Origin of the sequence: Streptomyces sp. NPDC059695, from assembly GCF_042733785.1 — a bacterium.
GTDB lineage: Bacteria > Actinomycetota > Actinomycetes > Streptomycetales > Streptomycetaceae > Streptomyces.
The window spans coordinates 49,525-65,500 of record NZ_JBHWFF010000003.1; the positions used below are offsets into that span (position 1 = coordinate 49,525).

The following is a 15,976-nucleotide window of genomic DNA, read 5'->3' on the forward strand; positions in this document are numbered from 1 at the left end:
GAGCCGCCGGCTCCCGAGCGGGTCCTGCTCCCTACCCCAGACGCACCGCTCCTCGAGTTGCACTTCCACGACGGCATCACCGACGACGCGAAGGACCTGTGCCGGGCCTACTGGGAGTTCACCCAGCCCGGGGCGTGGGCCCGGAACGTGGCGCAGATCGGGCAGTCGACGTTCGTCTCCCAGACCGTGCGTACGTCCTGCACGGCGTCCCTGCTGACGGTGCTCTGTCCCGGTTGCACCATGCCCATCACGGTGACCAGCCGCTCCGAGATGACCGCCACCCGGCTCTGGAACGACGACTTCCCGCTCGAACCCGTTGCCGCCCGCGCGCCATGCCAGGACTGCCGGGCGGCAGCGCAGGCCCAGGTCGCCGCCGAGAAGGCTCTTGATGAGGAGCGCGCCGCCGCCGCGAATGAGCGGAGGGTGGAGAGCGCCTCCGCCTGGCTCGGGCGCAGTCTGCACGCGGACGAGCCGACGGCCTGTCCCACCCCTCGCCAGGCGGTCGGGCTGCTCGCCCTCGCCGAGATCCTTCTCAGCAGTGGCGCGGAGTCGTTCGGGCCCCTCGACGGCATCGGCTACACGGTCACCGCCTCTGCGGCCAGCGACACGGCGCTGTTCCGCGAGATGTTCCTGGCCCGCTGGATCGCCGCCACCACGCCCGCCACGGTCGACTGTTTCACGTACGACGAGGACGACCAGGCCACCGGCATGTACGTGGATGCCGTCTCGTGGACGTTCCCTCGCTGGCTCGGCTCCACGGCCCGTGGGGCCGCCTCTGCGGCTGTCGACCACCTGCGCAGGGACCTTGCCGACCACACCGACGCCGTCACCGAGATCGTTCAGGAGCTGGAGGCCGGCATGGCTGTCGACTACCTCGACGGCCTCCTCACCAGCCGGTACAACGAGCTCCCCATCCCCGATCACCGTCTGCCCGACGCATACGACCTCGCCCTCGAGGCCCTCCAGAACGGCTACGCCCTCGAGCAGGTGCTTTCCCTGGCCTGGAGCGCTGCCGCCGCCTCCGTCGCCTGGGGACAGCGCACCCCCGGCCTGAAGCCAGGTGCCGTCTCATCCGCCTCCGTCACCAACCTCGGGCGCGGCATCGGGTTCGCCAAGGACCGTCCCGTGCGCCACTACGACCTGCCCAACTCTGTGCCCCGCCCCGCCATGCACGGCACCGCAGTCCGCTTCCTCGCCGGTCAGGAGGCCGCTCAGGCCGCTCTCGCGCGCTTCGCCGCCGTCCAGCAGCGCATCAACAGCAGAGCAGACCTGGAACAACTGGACCGCGACGTCGAAGACACGCTCGACGACGGATGGAAGACGTTCGACACCCATGAGTGGCTGCAGAACCTCGCCGAGGGCACGCCGGAACCGGACGACACTCCCGTCGTGACGTATGCCTCCGTCGCGCCCTCGGGCGACCTCACCATCCAGACGGCCACTGAGCGTCAGATGCACGACGACACCGGCGGCATGACGGAAGGCCTCCCTCTGGACGGAACCGCCACCCTCGACGCTCTGGTCCCCACCTTCGTCGACCACGAGACTCATCAGCCGAACCCCGTGGCGACCCGCATGATCGAGCTCGTTGGCGGCGGCTACGGCATCGTGAACGGTCCCGTCGTCTTCTTCCAGACCCTCAAGGCTGGACGCGCACCCCGAAGCCTCGACGACGACCACCAGGAACTCATCCGTGCCGCACACGAAGCAGCCAAGCCCGCCGGTGGGGCCGAGGCGTAGAACACCACGAGGAGGAAACGCGTTCGGTCCGCACGATCTTCAGTACTGCAGCGGCCGTGGTGTCGGCGGAGCGCTCCTGGCGGGCGCGGCGGCGCCCGCGCTCGCCGCCGCAGCCCGGATGACTGCACCACTCAACCCTGGCGCGTACGACGTCGCCGGCGCATCGGTGAACCTTCGGTCGGGTCCCTCGACGTCGGTTGCGTCGTTCGGGCCCCTGACGCGGTGACCCGGTCGACGTCGACCGGAAGCAGGACGGGTGGTTCCGGTCGACGCTCTCCGAGCGCTTGTTCTCCGGCGTCCGTGCTGGGACCGCCGGGTGGGTCGCTGAGCTCTACATGAGCCTCTCCGCTCGGCGTCAGTCCCGGATCGGACCCGGGGCCTGGGACATGCGCAGGCAGCGGTAGATGCCCTGGTCCCAGATCTCCCAGTGGTGCTTGATGCGGTCACGGGTGTTCGGGCCGTACACGCCGTCCGCGACGAGGCCTTCGGCTGCCTGGACCTTCTTCAGGGCGGCCTCGGTGCCCGGTCCGAAGATGCCGTCCTTGGCCAGGTTGATCTGGCCGTAGCAGAAGTGCATGGTCCACTGCAGAGCCTCGACGCCGTTGCCTGTGGCTCCGCGTCCCATCACGCAGAAGTTTGAGCCGTCTTCGTAGTCGGTGGGCATCCGCATGGTGTAACCGACGCCGTCCACATAGGTGTTGGCGCCGGTACAGGTAGGCATGGCGGCCGACGCGGATGTCGTGCCGGTGGCCAGCAGGCCGACGGCGAGGACGACGGCGGCTCCGAGCGAGGTCAGGGTGTGCTTCATCGATGTCTCCGGGAAGGGTTCCGACGGTGGATGGAGGGGGATCGGATGATGCTGGGGATGTGAGGTTCGCGGGGGACGGCGCTGGCAGCGTTGTCGCCATTGCCGTGGTTCGGGGCGCCTTCCCACCGGGGCGCGTCAGCGGTCTCCGGGCCGACGACACTGTCGACTTCGTTGGAGACGAACGACTTCTGGAAGAAGCGGAAAGCCTCGTCCACTCGATGACGGAGAGGCCGAGTTGTTCGTCCGGCCGGCCCCTGGCCGATCTACGGGGCGGCTACCGCGACGAGGACGGCGTGACGGGGAACGACCGCCCTGGGCATGACACACCTGCCTTCCTTGGTCTACGAAGGTGGAGCCGGTACCGGTCGGGTTCGGTCGAAGGCCCCGTAACAGCCGTGACACTAGGGCGGGTTGAGGTGCCTTGCGGTGTCCCGGGCGTCCCGGAGAAGTCCCAGCCGACCGGCGGGCCGTTCGCGACGCTTCGAGTTCCCTGCTCGGCACGAGTAGGCGGGGAACCGTCCCGTGCAGCGTCCCGGGACGGTGTTCCCGTCCATTGCGGCGCCGCTCCGGGGGATGTCGAGGGGTAGGGGGCGGAGCCGGGCTTCCCTGCGTCGGACTGGCCTGGGCCCGGATCGCCTCCACCTGCGCGAGAATGGTCCCCTGTTCCGCACCGTGGAGGCCTTGATGGCTCTCTTCGCGAGGCCCGGCGCTGGCGCAACTCCGCGGTGACCTCCTTCCGTCGTATGCAGAGTTCGGCTTCGGACGACGGGCCAGGTAGTTGGTCGGTGGTGGCCAACCTGACGTTCCTCCGGAGCGTTTCGGTGGCCTCGCCGCAACGGGGACGCCCGCTCCGGTGAAGCGGCCGTGCCGCGTCGGCTACGACGCTCTGCATGGGGCCAGTGCGGTTCGCGCCAGGTCGCGCAGCCAGGTGTGGGCGTGGTCCGTGTCGTAGCGCTGGTGCCATGACAAGTACACCTGTGCCGTGAGGAGTTCGAGCGGCAGGGGGAGTACGGCCAGACCCAGATCGGCGGCAGCGGTACGTGTGGTGATCTCGGGGACGCTGATCACCAGGTCGGTGCCGCGCGCGAACTCGAGCGCGGCCGCCTCCGTGGGGACGGCCGCCACCACCCGGCGGGTGAGGCCGAGCCGGGCGAGGGCGTCGTCGATGGCATTGGTGAGGCTTCCGCGTCGCGAGACGGTGGCGTGTTCGGCGGCGGCGTACTCCTGCGCGGTGACGGTTCGGAGCCGGGTGAGGGGGTGTCCCTGCCTCACGACGGCGACGAGACGGGTCTCGCCCACCTGCTCGGCGCGGATGTCCGGTGCGCTCGGGCGATTGGCGTTCGCCTCCAGGTCGACCTCACCGCGCCGTAGTTCAGGGGTGTCGGTGCTCGACTCCGCGACGAAGCGCAGTCGTACGCCCGGGGCCTGTTCGCGTACCGCCGCGAGCAGCGCGGGGCCGTAGAGGGTGACCAGGGAGTCGTGCCAGCGGAGTGTGAAGGTGCGTTCCAGGCTCGCCGGATCGAGTTCGCGGCTCGGTGCCAGTACGCCCCGCACCTGGTGCAACAGCTCGTGCACCTGTTCCCGGACGGCGATCGCGTAGGGCGTCGGGGTCATGGTGCGGCCGGTGCGCACCAGGATCTGGTCCCCGGTCGTGCGCCGGATCCGGCCCAGACTCCGGCTCATCGCCGGGGCGGTGACGTGCAGGCGTGCGGCCGCCCCCGCCACGCTGCCTTCCTCCAGCAGCGCGTCGAGCGCGGTGAGCAGGTTCAAGTCCAATTGCATGGGAGTCATCCCAGCCGTGTTTGACATGCACTTGATGCTAATGGAGGGGGTGCGTAGCGTCGTCACCACGGCGCAGGACGGAACGCGCGGACTGGCCCGAAGCCTTCTTCAACAACCCTTGCTCAGACGGGAGCACCACCATGTCCGAAATCCTGCAGACCGCTGACACCACCGGCTCCGTCTCCGACGCCGACCTGCTCGCCCGGACCGCGGCCGCCGTGCGCGAGGCGGGTGCGGCACTGCGCGAGCGGTTCGGCGAGGTGGTCCCGTACCAGACCCGCGAAGAGCTGATGGGCGCGCTCGCCGCCAACGACGACACCGCCCTCCGCATCCTGCGTCCCCGCCTGACGCGCCTGCGCCCGGACGCCGGCTGGGTGGAGGACGAGCTGGACGGCGGCGCGCTGCCGTCCGGCGAGTGGTGGGTCGTGGATCCGGCCGAAGGCAACATCAACCACCTGCACGCCCTGCCCGAGTGGGCGGTGACCGCCACCCTCGTGCGCGACAACCAGCCGGTGCTCACCGTGGTCCACCTGCCGCTGACCGACCAGACCTACACCGCGCTCACCGGTGCGGGCGCCCACCTCGACGGCCGCCCCCTGCACGTCTCCCGGACCGCGGACCTCGGTCTGAGCGTCGTGGCCACCAGTCAGGCCCGGCCCGACGAGGACGATGACGTCGTCCGGCGCGTCGGCTCCTCGATCACCGCGATGCTCTTCGACGCACTCGTCGTCCGAGTCGCCGTGCCCGCGACCCTGCACCTGCTGAACGTGGCCGTCGGCCGGATCGATGCCTTTTGGCAGTTCGCCGGCGCCCGTGCGGACCTGCTGCCCGGGGCGCTCCTCGTCACCGAGGCCGGAGGAACGATCTCCGATGCCGAGGGCCGTCCCTGGACCCCGCAGAGCGCCGGCTTCCTGGCCGCCGCGCCCGGCATCCACGCCGAGGCCGTCAGCGCCCTCTCACGCTGACCGAGCTCCACCCCACCCGAACACACGACCAAGGACCACACCCTCATGACCACGATCGCAGTACTCGGAAACGGCCGCGTCGGCGGCAATCTGGCCGCCGCCCTGACCCGCGCGGGGCACGAGGTGATCGTCGCGGACAGCATGCCGGGCGCCGCGGCCGAAGCCGCCCGTCGCGCCCGGATCGTCATCAACGCCACCCCGGGTGCCGGCTCCCTGGAACGGCTCGCCGCCCTGCGCGACGAACTGAGCGGCACCCTCCTCGTCGACGTCTCCAACGCCACCACCGACGGACCGGACGGCCTGCCCGCCGACCTGCTCTACCCCGGTTCGAGCCTCGCCGAGCAACTTCAGGAGGCACTCCCCGAAACACACGTCGTCAAGACCCTCAACACCATGCTCTTCCCGGTGATGACCGCCCCGGCCATGCTCACCCAGACGCCCACGGTGTTCCTCTCCGGCGAGGACCCCCGGGCCAAGCAGACCGTGCGCGAACTCCTCGGCGACCTCGGCTGGCACCACGAGTGGATCACCGACCTCGGGGGGATCAGGACGGCCCGCGCAACGGAGGGCGCGATCCTGTTCGTACCCCACGTGATCCGCTCCAGCGGATTCGCACCTTTCGCCCTCTCGATCACGCGCTGACTCCCGTACGCAGCACCCCGGAGCCCACGGGCCGACGAGCCCCAGCAGGCCCGCTCGTAGGTGTCCAGCGGCGGGGACTTCCCCGCGCGGGCGTAGTGGTCAGCGGGATTGCCGCAGTCCCGCGAGCAGAAGTGCGACCAGGCGGCGTGCGTCGTAACGGGGGTCGGTGTCGGTGCCGATGCAGAGGTTCCCGATGCCGCGCATGAGGTCGTACGCCTCGAGGCCGGGGCGGGTCTCGCCGGCGGCGACCGTGGCTTCGAGGAGCTGGGTGCACACGGGGAGCAGGCGCTCCAGGAAGTAGGCGTGCAGCGTCTCGAAGCCGGTGCTGTCGGCCTGCATCGCCGCGGCCAGGCCGTGTTTCGTGACCAGGAAGTCGACGAAGAGGTCGACCCAGGCTTCGAGAGCGGCGAACGGCGTCGGACCGGACGCCAGCAGGGCCGGTCCGGCTTCGGCGCAGGTGTCGACCTGGTGGCGGTAGACGGCGATGACGAGGTCGGCCCGGCTGGGGAAGTGGCGGTAGAACGTGCCGAGTCCGACGCCGGCCTCGGCGGCGATCTCGCGTACCGGCGCGTCCACGCCTGACGTGGCGAAGACCGCGGCGGCGGCGTCCAGCAGTGTCTGCTGGTTGCGGCGGGCGTCCTTGCGTGTGGAGGCGGCCGAACTTCCCTGGCGCGGGCTGTTCTCGTTCACCGCGGCGCTCCTTCTCGTGACGGTCTTGCAAACCGGAACAGCGTTCCGTATCGTAAGTGGAACAAGGTTCCGTTTCATTGAATGATGTCAGACCACGGGGCCGGTGGCCAGCTCGTCGTGTCCGCGCGCCCTCGGGGAGCCGGAAGCACGCGAGCGCCGCCCGCTCCCGCCACGGCAGGTCCCACGGCGCCGCCCCTCGTCCGCCGCCGGGCCGCCGACGGGCGAAGACCCTGATCGGAAGGCACTCTCATGTCCCACTCGAACGCCCTGATCGCCCGGAATCCCGCGGACGCAACCGCCGCGGTGGTGTCCGTGAAGCCGGTCGTCCTGAACGCCCCTCGCGGCCGGGGCGCGGACCTCCAGGTGCGCGTGTCCGCGCCTGCGGCCGGCGGAGACCTGCCCGTCGTGATCTTCTCGCACGGCTTCGGCTGGTCGATGAACGGCTACGCCCCCCTGGCCGACCACTGGGCCGCGCACGGCTTCGTGGTCGTCCAGCCGACCCACCTGGACTCCCGGACGCTCGGCATCCCTGCCGAGGACCCTCGCACCCCGCTGATCTGGCGCCACCGCATCGAGGACATCACGTCCGTACTGAACGGACTCGACGTCCTGGAGGCGTCCGTCCCCCGCCTCGCCGGGCGAGTCGACCCGACCCGCGTCGCCGTCGCGGGTCACTCCTGGGGAGCGCAGACCGTCAGCACCCTGCTGGGCGCCCGGGTCCTCAACCCCGACGGTGCGCCCGGCGAGGACATGTCCGACCCTCGCGTCAAGGCGGGAGTGCTGCTGGCCCTGACCGGCCTGGGTGACGATCTGACCCCGTTCGCCGCCGAGCACTTCCCCTTCATGAGGCCGTCGTTCGACACGATGACCGCGCCGGCCCTCATCGTCGCCGGCGACCAGGACCAGTCCCACCTGTCCACCCGCGGACCGGACTGGTTCACCGACCCGTACACCCACAGCCCCGCCGACAAGAGCCTGCTCACCCTCTTCGGTGCGGAGCACTCGCTCGGCGGCATCGCCGGGCACGAGGTCGCCGAGACCACCGACGAGAACCCGGCGCGCGTCGCCCTGATCCAGCACCTCACCACGGCATTCCTGTCCAAGACCCTGCTGGGCGACGAGGCCGGCTGGAAGGCGGCGGGCACCGCCCTGGAGGAAGACCCCGACCCGCTGGGGGAGCTGAGGAGCAAGTGAGCAACCACCCCACCGCCGACGCCCGACAACGATACGCATAGGGACACCCCATGATCCTCGTCACCGGAGGCCTCGGCTTCATCGGATCCCATACCGTGCGCGCCCTGCTCGACCTGGGCGAAGACTGCGTCGTGGTCCAGCGCCGCGCCCGCGCGCTCCCGCCCGTACTCGCCGGAGAACCGGTGCGGGTCGAGCAGGCGGACATCACCGACCGCGAGGCCCTCCTGGCCGTCGGCCGACGCCACGACATCACCGGCATCGTCCATCTGGCCGGCTCCTACCCCTGGCCGCCCACCCCCGACGCGCCCGTCGACGCGACCCGAAAGGCCATCGGCGGGCTCCTGAACATCGCCGAGGCCGCCCAGGAGTGGGGCGTGAGGCGCCTCGGCATCGCCAGCACGATCGGCGTCTACTTCGGCGCCGCGAACCACGGACCGCTGCGCGAGGACGCCCCGCTGTCGATGAACGCGGCCGTCTCCATCCCCACCTTCAAGAAGGTCGGAGAAATGCTCGGCGGCTTCCTCGCCGACACCACCGGCCTCGACATCGTCAACTACCGCATCTCCGGCACCTGGGGCCCGCTCGGGCACCTGGACCCCTTCTTCGCCGCCCCCGCCCTGGTCCACGCCGCCGCCCGCGGCACCGCAGCGGACCTCAGTCACCTCCTCCACCCTGCCTCCGCCGAAGACGGGCTCGACCTCACCTACGTCAAGGACACCGGACGCGCGATCGCCCTCCTCCAACTCGCGCACACGCTGAACCACCGGACCTACAACGTCGGATCCGGCCGCTCCACCACCAACGCCCAGATCAGCCGCGCCATCAAGAAGGCGGTCCCCGACGCCCGGGTCGATCTCGCCACGGGCGACGGCGCACCCCACCTGGTGCTCGACATCAGCCGTCTCACCGGAGACACCGGCTACCGACCCGAGTACGACACCGACCGGGCGGCCGCCGACTACATCGCCTGGCTGCGCGCAGGCCACGACAACTGAACCCGACAGGCCGAGTTCGGTGGGGCCGGAGCGGTGGGACTGCCCGTCGCTGACCAGCGGGCAGGCCCCCTGCGCTCGGTCTCTCGGTACACCTCCGTGCGGAGTTCGGTCTTCCCGACGAGGGGCGACGATCCGCTGGCTTGACGACGCGCGCTGTCACTCCGGCACATCGAAGTGAGCCATCCGCTCTCACCAGGCAGCATGGATGCCGTAGCTCGCCTCTCCCCGCCTGTATTGGCCAGCCGAGAACGGCGCCGCAGGCATCATTGATGCAGAAGGCGGTTGGTGTGGGTCGCGACCGTGTCCCGAATCCGACGCTGGGGCGGAGGTTTGCGTCGGGATTCCCAGTGCGGCGCCAGCCAGTCGAAAATCAGGTGATTGTGCCAGCGGCCCTCCTTGAAGTCGACCTCACGGAAGAGACCTTGCTGCTGTATCCCGAGGCTCAGGTAGAGACGCCTGGCTCTGGTGTTGTCCTCCCGGCACATGCACCAGAACCGGTGCAGCCCGAGTTCCTGGAAGCAGAACGCCGCCGTCAGCTGAGCCGCTTCGGCACCGGCGAGGGACAGATTGCGTGCGCGCGGATGAAGGATGAAGGAGTGCACGTACGCGCTGCTCCTCCCCTCCAGATTGACCGCCACGCTGCCGATGAGCGCATTGTCGTCGTGTTGGGCGACACCCAGGTGGTAGGTCCGGCGCTGGGGCGACGCGGCACACCGGACGGCGGACTCGATGGTGTCCTTGGCCATCTGCCTGCTCATCGGATCCGCGGTCAGATATCGCGTGGCACCGGAGTCGCCCCACATCTCAGCTGCCCGGTCCAGGTCGGCCGGAGCGAGTTCCCGAAGAAGGACGAACCGGCCGGAGCGATGTGCAAGGGCCTCATTCACGGGCGGTACGCCTGTAGAGCGGGGTGATGTGATTCATGTGCTTTCGGCCAGCCGTTCCGATGCTTCGAGCACGCGAGCGTGAGGGATGGCACCGAAACCGCCGCTCAAGCACGACGCCACCATCTTCCCGTACTCGTCCGGCTGCTCGACGTGGATCATGTGTCCTGCGTTCTCGACGACAGCGAACCTCCCGCGCGGGTAGCTCATGGCCAGCCGGTGCGCATCGCTGGGCGGCGTCAGGATGTCGTTCACGCCGGTGAACACAGATACCGGTACGTCGGGCAAGGGCGAAGTGGCGTGCCCCGACGGGAACCAGTCGCGGTACAGATGGTTCCGAAGGTCTTCGAGGACCCCCGGTTCCAGCGCACTGATCCGGTCCCTGAACAGGGGTACGGAGGACTGCTCCGCTCGTTCCTCGGACTCTGCCGCGGAACCGAAGAACAATTGGGTGGCCACGTCGAGCAGGGTGATCCGGTCCCCACAGTCACTGGCGACTTCGGCGCTCTGCAGCTGGGCTCGCAGCTGCGGACTGGGCCATGGACCCGCGGACACGCCCGAGAGAACGACACTGCGAAGCCCGGGCCGAGGCTGGTGCAGCATCTGCTGCACCACGAACCCGCCCAGACACTGCCCGACGAGGTCGTACTGGCTGAAGCGCAGGCATTCGACAGCGCGCCACGCCGCTTCCGCGAGGAACGAAGCGTCGCAGGACGGAGGCGCGGGATCGGCCGCCCCGAACCCCGGCAGGTCGACGGTGACGACAGCACTCTGCGAAGCGAGTACCTTCTCCAGCCTTCTGGCCCACCCGTGATTGCGGTGCAGTGCGCCTCCGAAGAGGAAGACCGGCGGGTCGGATCCGTCGGGTCGGCGATTGACCCGACACGAGTAGCGGAAGCCCTCGTGACTCAGCGGAACAACCTCTTCACTCACATGTCCTCCTCGTCAGCGAGGCGGAGAGGCCGACGGGCACGCGGAGGTGGTCCGTCAGTTGTTCGGATGCCGTCGCCGCAGGGGCAGGACCGCATGGTCGCGGTGGCAGGCAGCTCACGCCGTGGACATTCATGCATGGCCAACGAATGTGTCCCGCGGACGGATACGGGCACTGTCTTGTCCTCGCCACAACGGACAGATGCGTGGGTGTCTCGCCCGAGGTGCCTGACGCCACCAGGGCACCCGTCAGTTCACCCGTCAGTTCACCCATGGAATCGGCAGAGAGCGCCCGGTCCGGCTGCCTTCGCTCGCCTGCACTCTCCGGCGACAGGCCCCCGACACCCCTGCCGTACGCTCCTGTCACACGTCAAGACAACAAGGGGGGGCGCATGGAACGTCGTGCGTTGATGCTGGCCATGGGCGGATTCGTAGGAGCTTGGGGTGGCGCGTCGGTGCTGGGCGCGCCGTCCGCCGCGGCCGCCGGCGGGGTCGTCGTGGACGTCACCGCCCACGGCGCGAAGGGCGACGGCGTCACCGACGACACCGCGGCCTTCCAGGGCGCCCTCGCGGCGGTGAAGGCCGTACCGGGCGCGGCCACCCTGCTGGTGCCGCCCGGCACGTACCCCGTCGGCGTGAGCCTCGTCCTCGCCGCCGACACCGTCGTGTCCGCCTACGGCGCCCGCATCGTCCGTACCAAGGACAGCGGCGCGTTGATCAAGAACTTCGACTCCCTCACCCCCGTGTACGGCTACGCGGGCGCGGGGAACATCGCCGTCCTCGGCGGCACCTGGGACATGCGCGGCGCCCAGTTCAGCAAGCAGAGCGACGCCGTCGGCTTCGCCCACTGCGAAGGCATCCTGGTCAAGGACTGCACCTTCGTCGACACCCCCTCGGCACATGCCGTCGAGCTGAACGCGGTCCGGAACGCGGCCGTCGTGAACTGTGTCTTCGACGGCCACCACCCCGGCGACGGCGCCGGCCTCACCACCAAGGAAGCCGTTCAGATCACCTGCGCCACCGAGGGGAACCTGCCCGCCCCCGCCTACGACGCCACTGGCTGCGAGGACATCCTCATCACCGGCTGCACCCTGCGCGCCGGCACCACGACCGGGCCGTTCGGGGCCCTGTGCGGGGACCACTGGGGCGCCAAGGGCGTCTTCCACCGGCGGATCAGGGTCATCGGCAACACGGTCCAGAAGAGCGGCGCGTTCGGCATCCGTGCCGCCGACTGGCAGGACTCCGTCATCGCCGACAACACGGTCACCGACGTCGCGCTGCACGGCATCTACCTCAACTCGCCCCAGGGCAACGGCCTCAGCGGCATCACCGTCAGCGGCAACACGGTCCGCGGAGTCGACGGCAGCGGCGGCATCTCCGCCACCGTCGCCGCCGGCGGAGCCCGTCACCGCGACATCACCGTCTCCGGCAACACCGTCGAGTCGGTGAAGGGCGAGGCCGGCATCTACGTCGCGCAGACCGACGGTCTCACTCTCACCCGCAACACCATCAGAACCACCGTGCGCCTGACCCCCACCGGTAACTGCCAGGGCATTCACGTCCAGAGCTCCCCTGGTGCCCTCGTCGCCCGGAACACCCTCACGGACATCCAGGGCGACGGCATCGGCGTCGACAGCGGCTCCACCGCCGCCCTCGTCGCCGACAACACCGTCCTCACCACGACCGGCCCCGGCATCAACACGGGCGTGAACGGCGCCACCCTGCGGGGCAACCAGATCACCGGAGCCACTGGCTACGCCGTCCGCGTCGGCGGCAACGCGGTGGGCACGTTCGTCCAGGCCACCACCGTAGGTGTGGTCACCGGAGGCACCTCGGGGGGCGCGATCGGCGTGATGGCGGGCTCCAGCGGCACCTGGCTCGTCGGCAACGACCTCACCGCCCGCGGTTCCGGCACGCCCGCGATCACGGACAACGGCACGGGCACCACGTCCGTACTGAACACGATCTGACCGTCCCCTGGCCTACGGGTGCGGCCGAGCGGGTCGTACCAGTGGCAGGTCGCGGCCGCAGCAGCCGTCGACGCCGCCAGCAGGCAGCCCGTACGACTCCGGGGACCGCGGCGTTCGTGGCCGGACCGAAGGCGCCGTACGGCGATGAGCTGGCCGTGCGGCGCCTGTCCGGCCACGCGGAGGTGCAGCCGCGTCACGTCGGATCCGGTACTGCATCTGCTCCTACATCTGCTTCAGCTCCCCGCGTACGGCTTCCGCGACGGCTGCCGTCGCATGCTCCGCGAACAGGATCGTGTAGTGGTTGGTGTCGTCGACCCGCCGGGTGGTGATCCGGTCCGGGGACAGGTCGGCCGCGGCGAGCCGCCCCTCGTCGTAGAGCCCCTGAGGCTCGTTCATCACTCCTCGCTCCGCCCACAGCAGGGTGCCGCGTACCTCCCGCTGGTGGATGGCGCCAAGAGTCTCCAGGTCGCCTATGGGACCCGCGCCGTCGGCACGGACCGCGTCCAGGGCACAGCTGCTGCGCATCTCCGGGGGCTCGCCGACCAGGTCGCGGTCCACGTACGCCTGGACGTGCGGACCCCAGTGGGCCGTGAACGCCGGGTGCTCACGGAAGACCGCGCGATATGCGTCGCCGTCCGGGAAGGTCGTCCTGAGCCGCCGCATCGCCGGGCCGATGACCGACTCGATCACCGCGTCGAGGTCCGCGCCGCCCGGAACGGGGAATCCGAGGCCTCCGTCGACGAGGACCACGCGCGGGAACCGTTCCGGGTGTCGCGCGGCCGCCAACGCGGCGATGAAGGCCCCCAGCGAGTGGCCGAGGAGCAGAACCTGACGCAGGCCCAGGTGTTCGAGGAGGACAAGGATGTCCTCGGCGTGGGCGGGAATCCCGTAGGGAGCGGGCAGGCCGGCGCTGTGAGCCCGGCCGCGCAGGTCCGGGGCGTACAGATCGACGTCGCCGAGCCGCTCGGCCACGGCACCGAAGGACAGACTGTTGCCCGTGATGCCGTGAACGGCGATGACTGCGGGCCCATCGCCGGGCCAGCGCGTCACGGCGAGGTCGCCTCCTTGAACGGGGACGGCGAGTTCCTGTGGAGTGCGCGTGGTCATGCGGACCTCTCCCATCTGATCGGTCTCCGTCTGCCCGGCGTGACGACGGCGCCGCAGCGAAGGAGACGCCCTTGCACGAATAGTGTCAACAGGGCTGTCGGGACGGGGTACTTCGCCGGAGATCGTCTTCATTGCGACCGGCATTAAAGTGCTCTGAGAGGGCCTGCGGGCTCCGGGGCGGGTCGTCCTCCCTGACCCGAGGGGTCCGCCCAAAAAAGGGGAAGCATGGATTCCTGAGGCTGGGGCACAAGAGCCCTGAGCGAAGGGACACGCTCACGCCGCGTGATCCACGGCCCCCTGCCGTGAACGCGCCGGTATCCGTGCGGGGCCCGCACCAGGCAAGGGTGCGGGCCCCCACGCACGCCGCCACGCACCGCAGGGAGATGCGCGTACGCCGCAGCTCCCCGCCCACCGTCCCCTTTCCCCAGTACACCGTCGCCTCTGCGGAGCGCGCGCACGGGCGCGCCGCCGGTCCGGGCCCGGGTCCCGTACCGGCGGCGCGTCCGTCGCCCTCCTCGCTCTACGGCAGGTTCTCCTTGATCTTGGCGATGGCGAAGCCCCAGCCCTGCGACACCGTCGGTCTGCCCGGTACCGCCACCTCGTCGGGGTTCGTCACGACGTCCAGGAGCACCGGGCCGGGGAGGGCCAGCGCCCGGCGCACGGCCTCGTCCAGCTCGCCGGGTTCGGTGACGCGGATCCCCGTCAGCCCGAGGGCTTCGGCGACCGCGGCGAAGTCGGGGTTGTCGAGGACCGTTCCGAATTCGGGCAGCCCTGCCTGCTCCTGCTCCAGCTTGACCATGCCGAGACGGCCGTTGTCGAAGACGACGAGCTTGACCGGCAGCTGTTCGGAGCGGATGGTCATCAGGTCGCCCAGCAGCATGCCGAGGCCGCCGTCGCCGCAGAAGGCGACCACCTGGCGGTCGGGAGCCCACAGCTGGGCCCCGATGGCCTGGGGCATCGCGTTGGCCATCGACCCCAGGTTGTAGGAGCCGATCAGCCGACGGGTGCCGCGCATCCGTACGAGACGCGAGAGCCAGACCGTGGCCATGCCGGTGTCCGAGGTGAAGATCGCGTCGTCCGCCGCGTGCCGGTCGACCGCGGCCGCCAGCGCCTCGGGGCGGATCTGTTCCACGCGGTTGTCGAACATCGCCCGTACGCGTCCGAGCAGACGGGTGTCGTGGGCGGGGTCGGCCAGGTTCGCCTGGCCCTTCTCCCAGCGTGCGAACCGTTCGAGTGCCTCGTCGAGGTGGTCCCGCGACGAGAGGGGGGTGAGCAGGGGCAGCAGCGCCCGCAGCGTCGCGGCCACGTCCCCGGTGAGACCCACGTCCACCGGGACGCGGCGGCCGAGGTGCTCCTCGCGCACGTCGATCTGCACGACACGGCAGTCCTTCGGGTACCAGTCGCGGTAGGGGAAGTCCGTCCCCAGCATGATCAGCGTGTCGCAGGTGTCCATGGCGTGGGCGGCGCCGGGGTTGCCGATCAGGCCGGTCTGGCCGACCTCGTACGGATTGTCCTCCTCGAAGCCCTCCTTGCCCTTCAGGGTCAGCACCATGGGGGCCGCGAGGAGCTCGGCCGTGCGCAGCACCTCCGCGCGGGCGCCCTGCGCGCCCCGCCCCACGAGGAGCGTGACCCGGGAGCCCGCGGCGATCGCGTCGGCCGCCTCGGCCAGCGCCGGGTCGTCGGGACGGGTCACGGCGGGCCGGGGGAGCGCGAACCGCGCGGGCCTGTCGTCGTCGACCTTCTGGTCGCCGAGGTCCCCGGGCACGGTCAGTACGGCAACACCCCGCCGCGTCACCGCCGCCCGTACCGCCGACTCCAGCAGCCGCGGCATCTGGGAGGGGGAGGTCACGGTGGCCCGGTACACGGCCACGTCCCGGAAGAGGAGGTCGTTGTCCACCTCCTGGAAGTAGTCTCCGCCCAGCTCCGACAGCGGCACCTGGCCGCAGATCGCCAGGACCGGCGCACCGCTCTTGGCCGCGTCGTACAGCCCGTTGAGCAGGTGCACCGACCCCGGGCCCACGGTGCCCATGCAGACCGCGAGGTCGCCCGAGAGCTGGGCCCGGGCGCCGGCGGCGAAGGCCGCGGCCTCCTCGTGGCGGAAGCCGGTCCAGTCGATTCCCTCGGTGGTCCGGATGGCATCGGTGACGGGATTGAGGGCGTCGCCGACCACGCCGAAGACGTGGCCGACGCCGAGGTCCGCGAGACCGTCGACGATCACCTGCGCGACGGTACGGGTCATGGGGTCTCCCTTCAGGAAGGACGTCGGGCG

13 protein-coding genes are annotated in these 15,976 nt (G+C 70.3%); 6 read left to right on the forward strand and 7 right to left on the reverse strand.

All coding sequences use genetic code 11. The features are described 5' to 3' along the window. The first annotated feature begins 57 nt into the window (after positions 1-57). Complete coding sequence (locus ACFV2S_RS05450; protein ID WP_385554467.1) at positions 58-1,740, forward strand: hypothetical protein; 1,683 nt, start codon at positions 58-60, stop codon at positions 1,738-1,740. Positions 1,741-2,095: 355 nt separating this feature from the next. Here ACFV2S_RS05450 and ACFV2S_RS05455 read toward each other — a convergent pair whose 3' ends face one another. Together ACFV2S_RS05455 and ACFV2S_RS05460 are read right to left on the reverse strand one after the other, a co-directional pair. Beyond that, positions 2,096-2,548, reverse strand: a complete 453-nt coding sequence (locus ACFV2S_RS05455) for a peptidoglycan-binding protein (protein ID WP_383784672.1) — start codon at positions 2,546-2,548, stop codon at positions 2,096-2,098. 876 nt (positions 2,549-3,424) lie between these two features. Further along, entirely contained in the window at positions 3,425-4,330 is a 906-nt protein-coding gene (locus ACFV2S_RS05460) for a LysR family transcriptional regulator (protein ID WP_385554468.1), read from the reverse strand. Positions 4,331-4,470: 140 nt separating this feature from the next. Between ACFV2S_RS05460 and ACFV2S_RS05465 the strand changes: the two genes are divergently transcribed. Further along, entirely contained in the window at positions 4,471-5,295 is an 825-nt protein-coding gene (locus ACFV2S_RS05465; protein ID WP_385554470.1) for an inositol monophosphatase family protein, read from the forward strand. Positions 5,296-5,340: 45 nt separating this feature from the next. Next, the gene (locus ACFV2S_RS05470) at positions 5,341-5,937 is read left to right on the forward strand and encodes an NADPH-dependent F420 reductase (RefSeq protein ID WP_385554471.1); all 597 of its coding nucleotides are present in this window, start codon (positions 5,341-5,343) and stop codon (positions 5,935-5,937) included. A gap of 99 nt (positions 5,938-6,036) precedes the next feature. Here ACFV2S_RS05470 and ACFV2S_RS05475 read toward each other — a convergent pair whose 3' ends face one another. Continuing rightward, positions 6,037-6,627, reverse strand: coding sequence for a TetR/AcrR family transcriptional regulator (locus tag ACFV2S_RS05475; protein ID WP_383784662.1), 591 nt, complete (start codon positions 6,625-6,627; stop codon positions 6,037-6,039). 249 nt (positions 6,628-6,876) lie between these two features. Here ACFV2S_RS05475 and ACFV2S_RS05480 point away from each other — a divergent pair, with 249 nt between their 5' ends. Both ACFV2S_RS05480 and ACFV2S_RS05485 read left to right on the forward strand, forming a co-directional pair. Next, positions 6,877-7,821 (forward strand): alpha/beta hydrolase family protein, encoded by a 945-nt coding sequence (locus tag ACFV2S_RS05480; protein WP_385554473.1) that lies wholly within the window; start codon positions 6,877-6,879, stop codon positions 7,819-7,821. 50 nt (positions 7,822-7,871) lie between these two features. Further along, positions 7,872-8,816, forward strand: coding sequence for an NAD-dependent epimerase/dehydratase family protein (locus ACFV2S_RS05485; RefSeq protein WP_385554475.1), 945 nt, complete (start codon positions 7,872-7,874; stop codon positions 8,814-8,816). A 263-nt stretch (positions 8,817-9,079) separates the two neighbouring features. Here the strand turns inward: ACFV2S_RS05485 and ACFV2S_RS05490 are convergent, their stop codons facing one another. Further along, entirely contained in the window at positions 9,080-9,703 is a 624-nt protein-coding gene (locus ACFV2S_RS05490) for a GNAT family N-acetyltransferase (RefSeq protein ID WP_385554477.1), read from the reverse strand. A 33-nt stretch (positions 9,704-9,736) separates the two neighbouring features. Beyond that, positions 9,737-10,633: an alpha/beta fold hydrolase gene (locus ACFV2S_RS05495; RefSeq protein WP_385554479.1), complete on the reverse strand. Its 897-nt coding sequence runs from the start codon at positions 10,631-10,633 to the stop codon at positions 9,737-9,739. Positions 10,634-11,022: 389 nt separating this feature from the next. On the opposite strand from ACFV2S_RS05495, the gene ACFV2S_RS05500 reads away from it, so the two are divergent. Next, positions 11,023-12,600, forward strand: coding sequence for a right-handed parallel beta-helix repeat-containing protein (locus tag ACFV2S_RS05500; RefSeq protein WP_385554481.1), 1,578 nt, complete (start codon positions 11,023-11,025; stop codon positions 12,598-12,600). Positions 12,601-12,822: 222 nt separating this feature from the next. Here ACFV2S_RS05500 and ACFV2S_RS05505 read toward each other — a convergent pair whose 3' ends face one another. Together ACFV2S_RS05505 and ACFV2S_RS05510 are read right to left on the reverse strand one after the other, a co-directional pair. Then, entirely contained in the window at positions 12,823-13,707 is an 885-nt protein-coding gene (locus tag ACFV2S_RS05505; protein WP_385554483.1) for an alpha/beta fold hydrolase, read from the reverse strand. Between the two features lie 520 nt (positions 13,708-14,227). Continuing rightward, positions 14,228-15,946 carry a thiamine pyrophosphate-dependent enzyme gene (locus ACFV2S_RS05510; RefSeq protein WP_385554485.1) on the reverse strand — a complete coding sequence of 573 codons (1,719 nt, stop codon included), beginning with the start codon at positions 15,944-15,946 and terminating at the stop codon, positions 14,228-14,230. Positions 15,947-15,976: the final 30 nt, after the last annotated feature.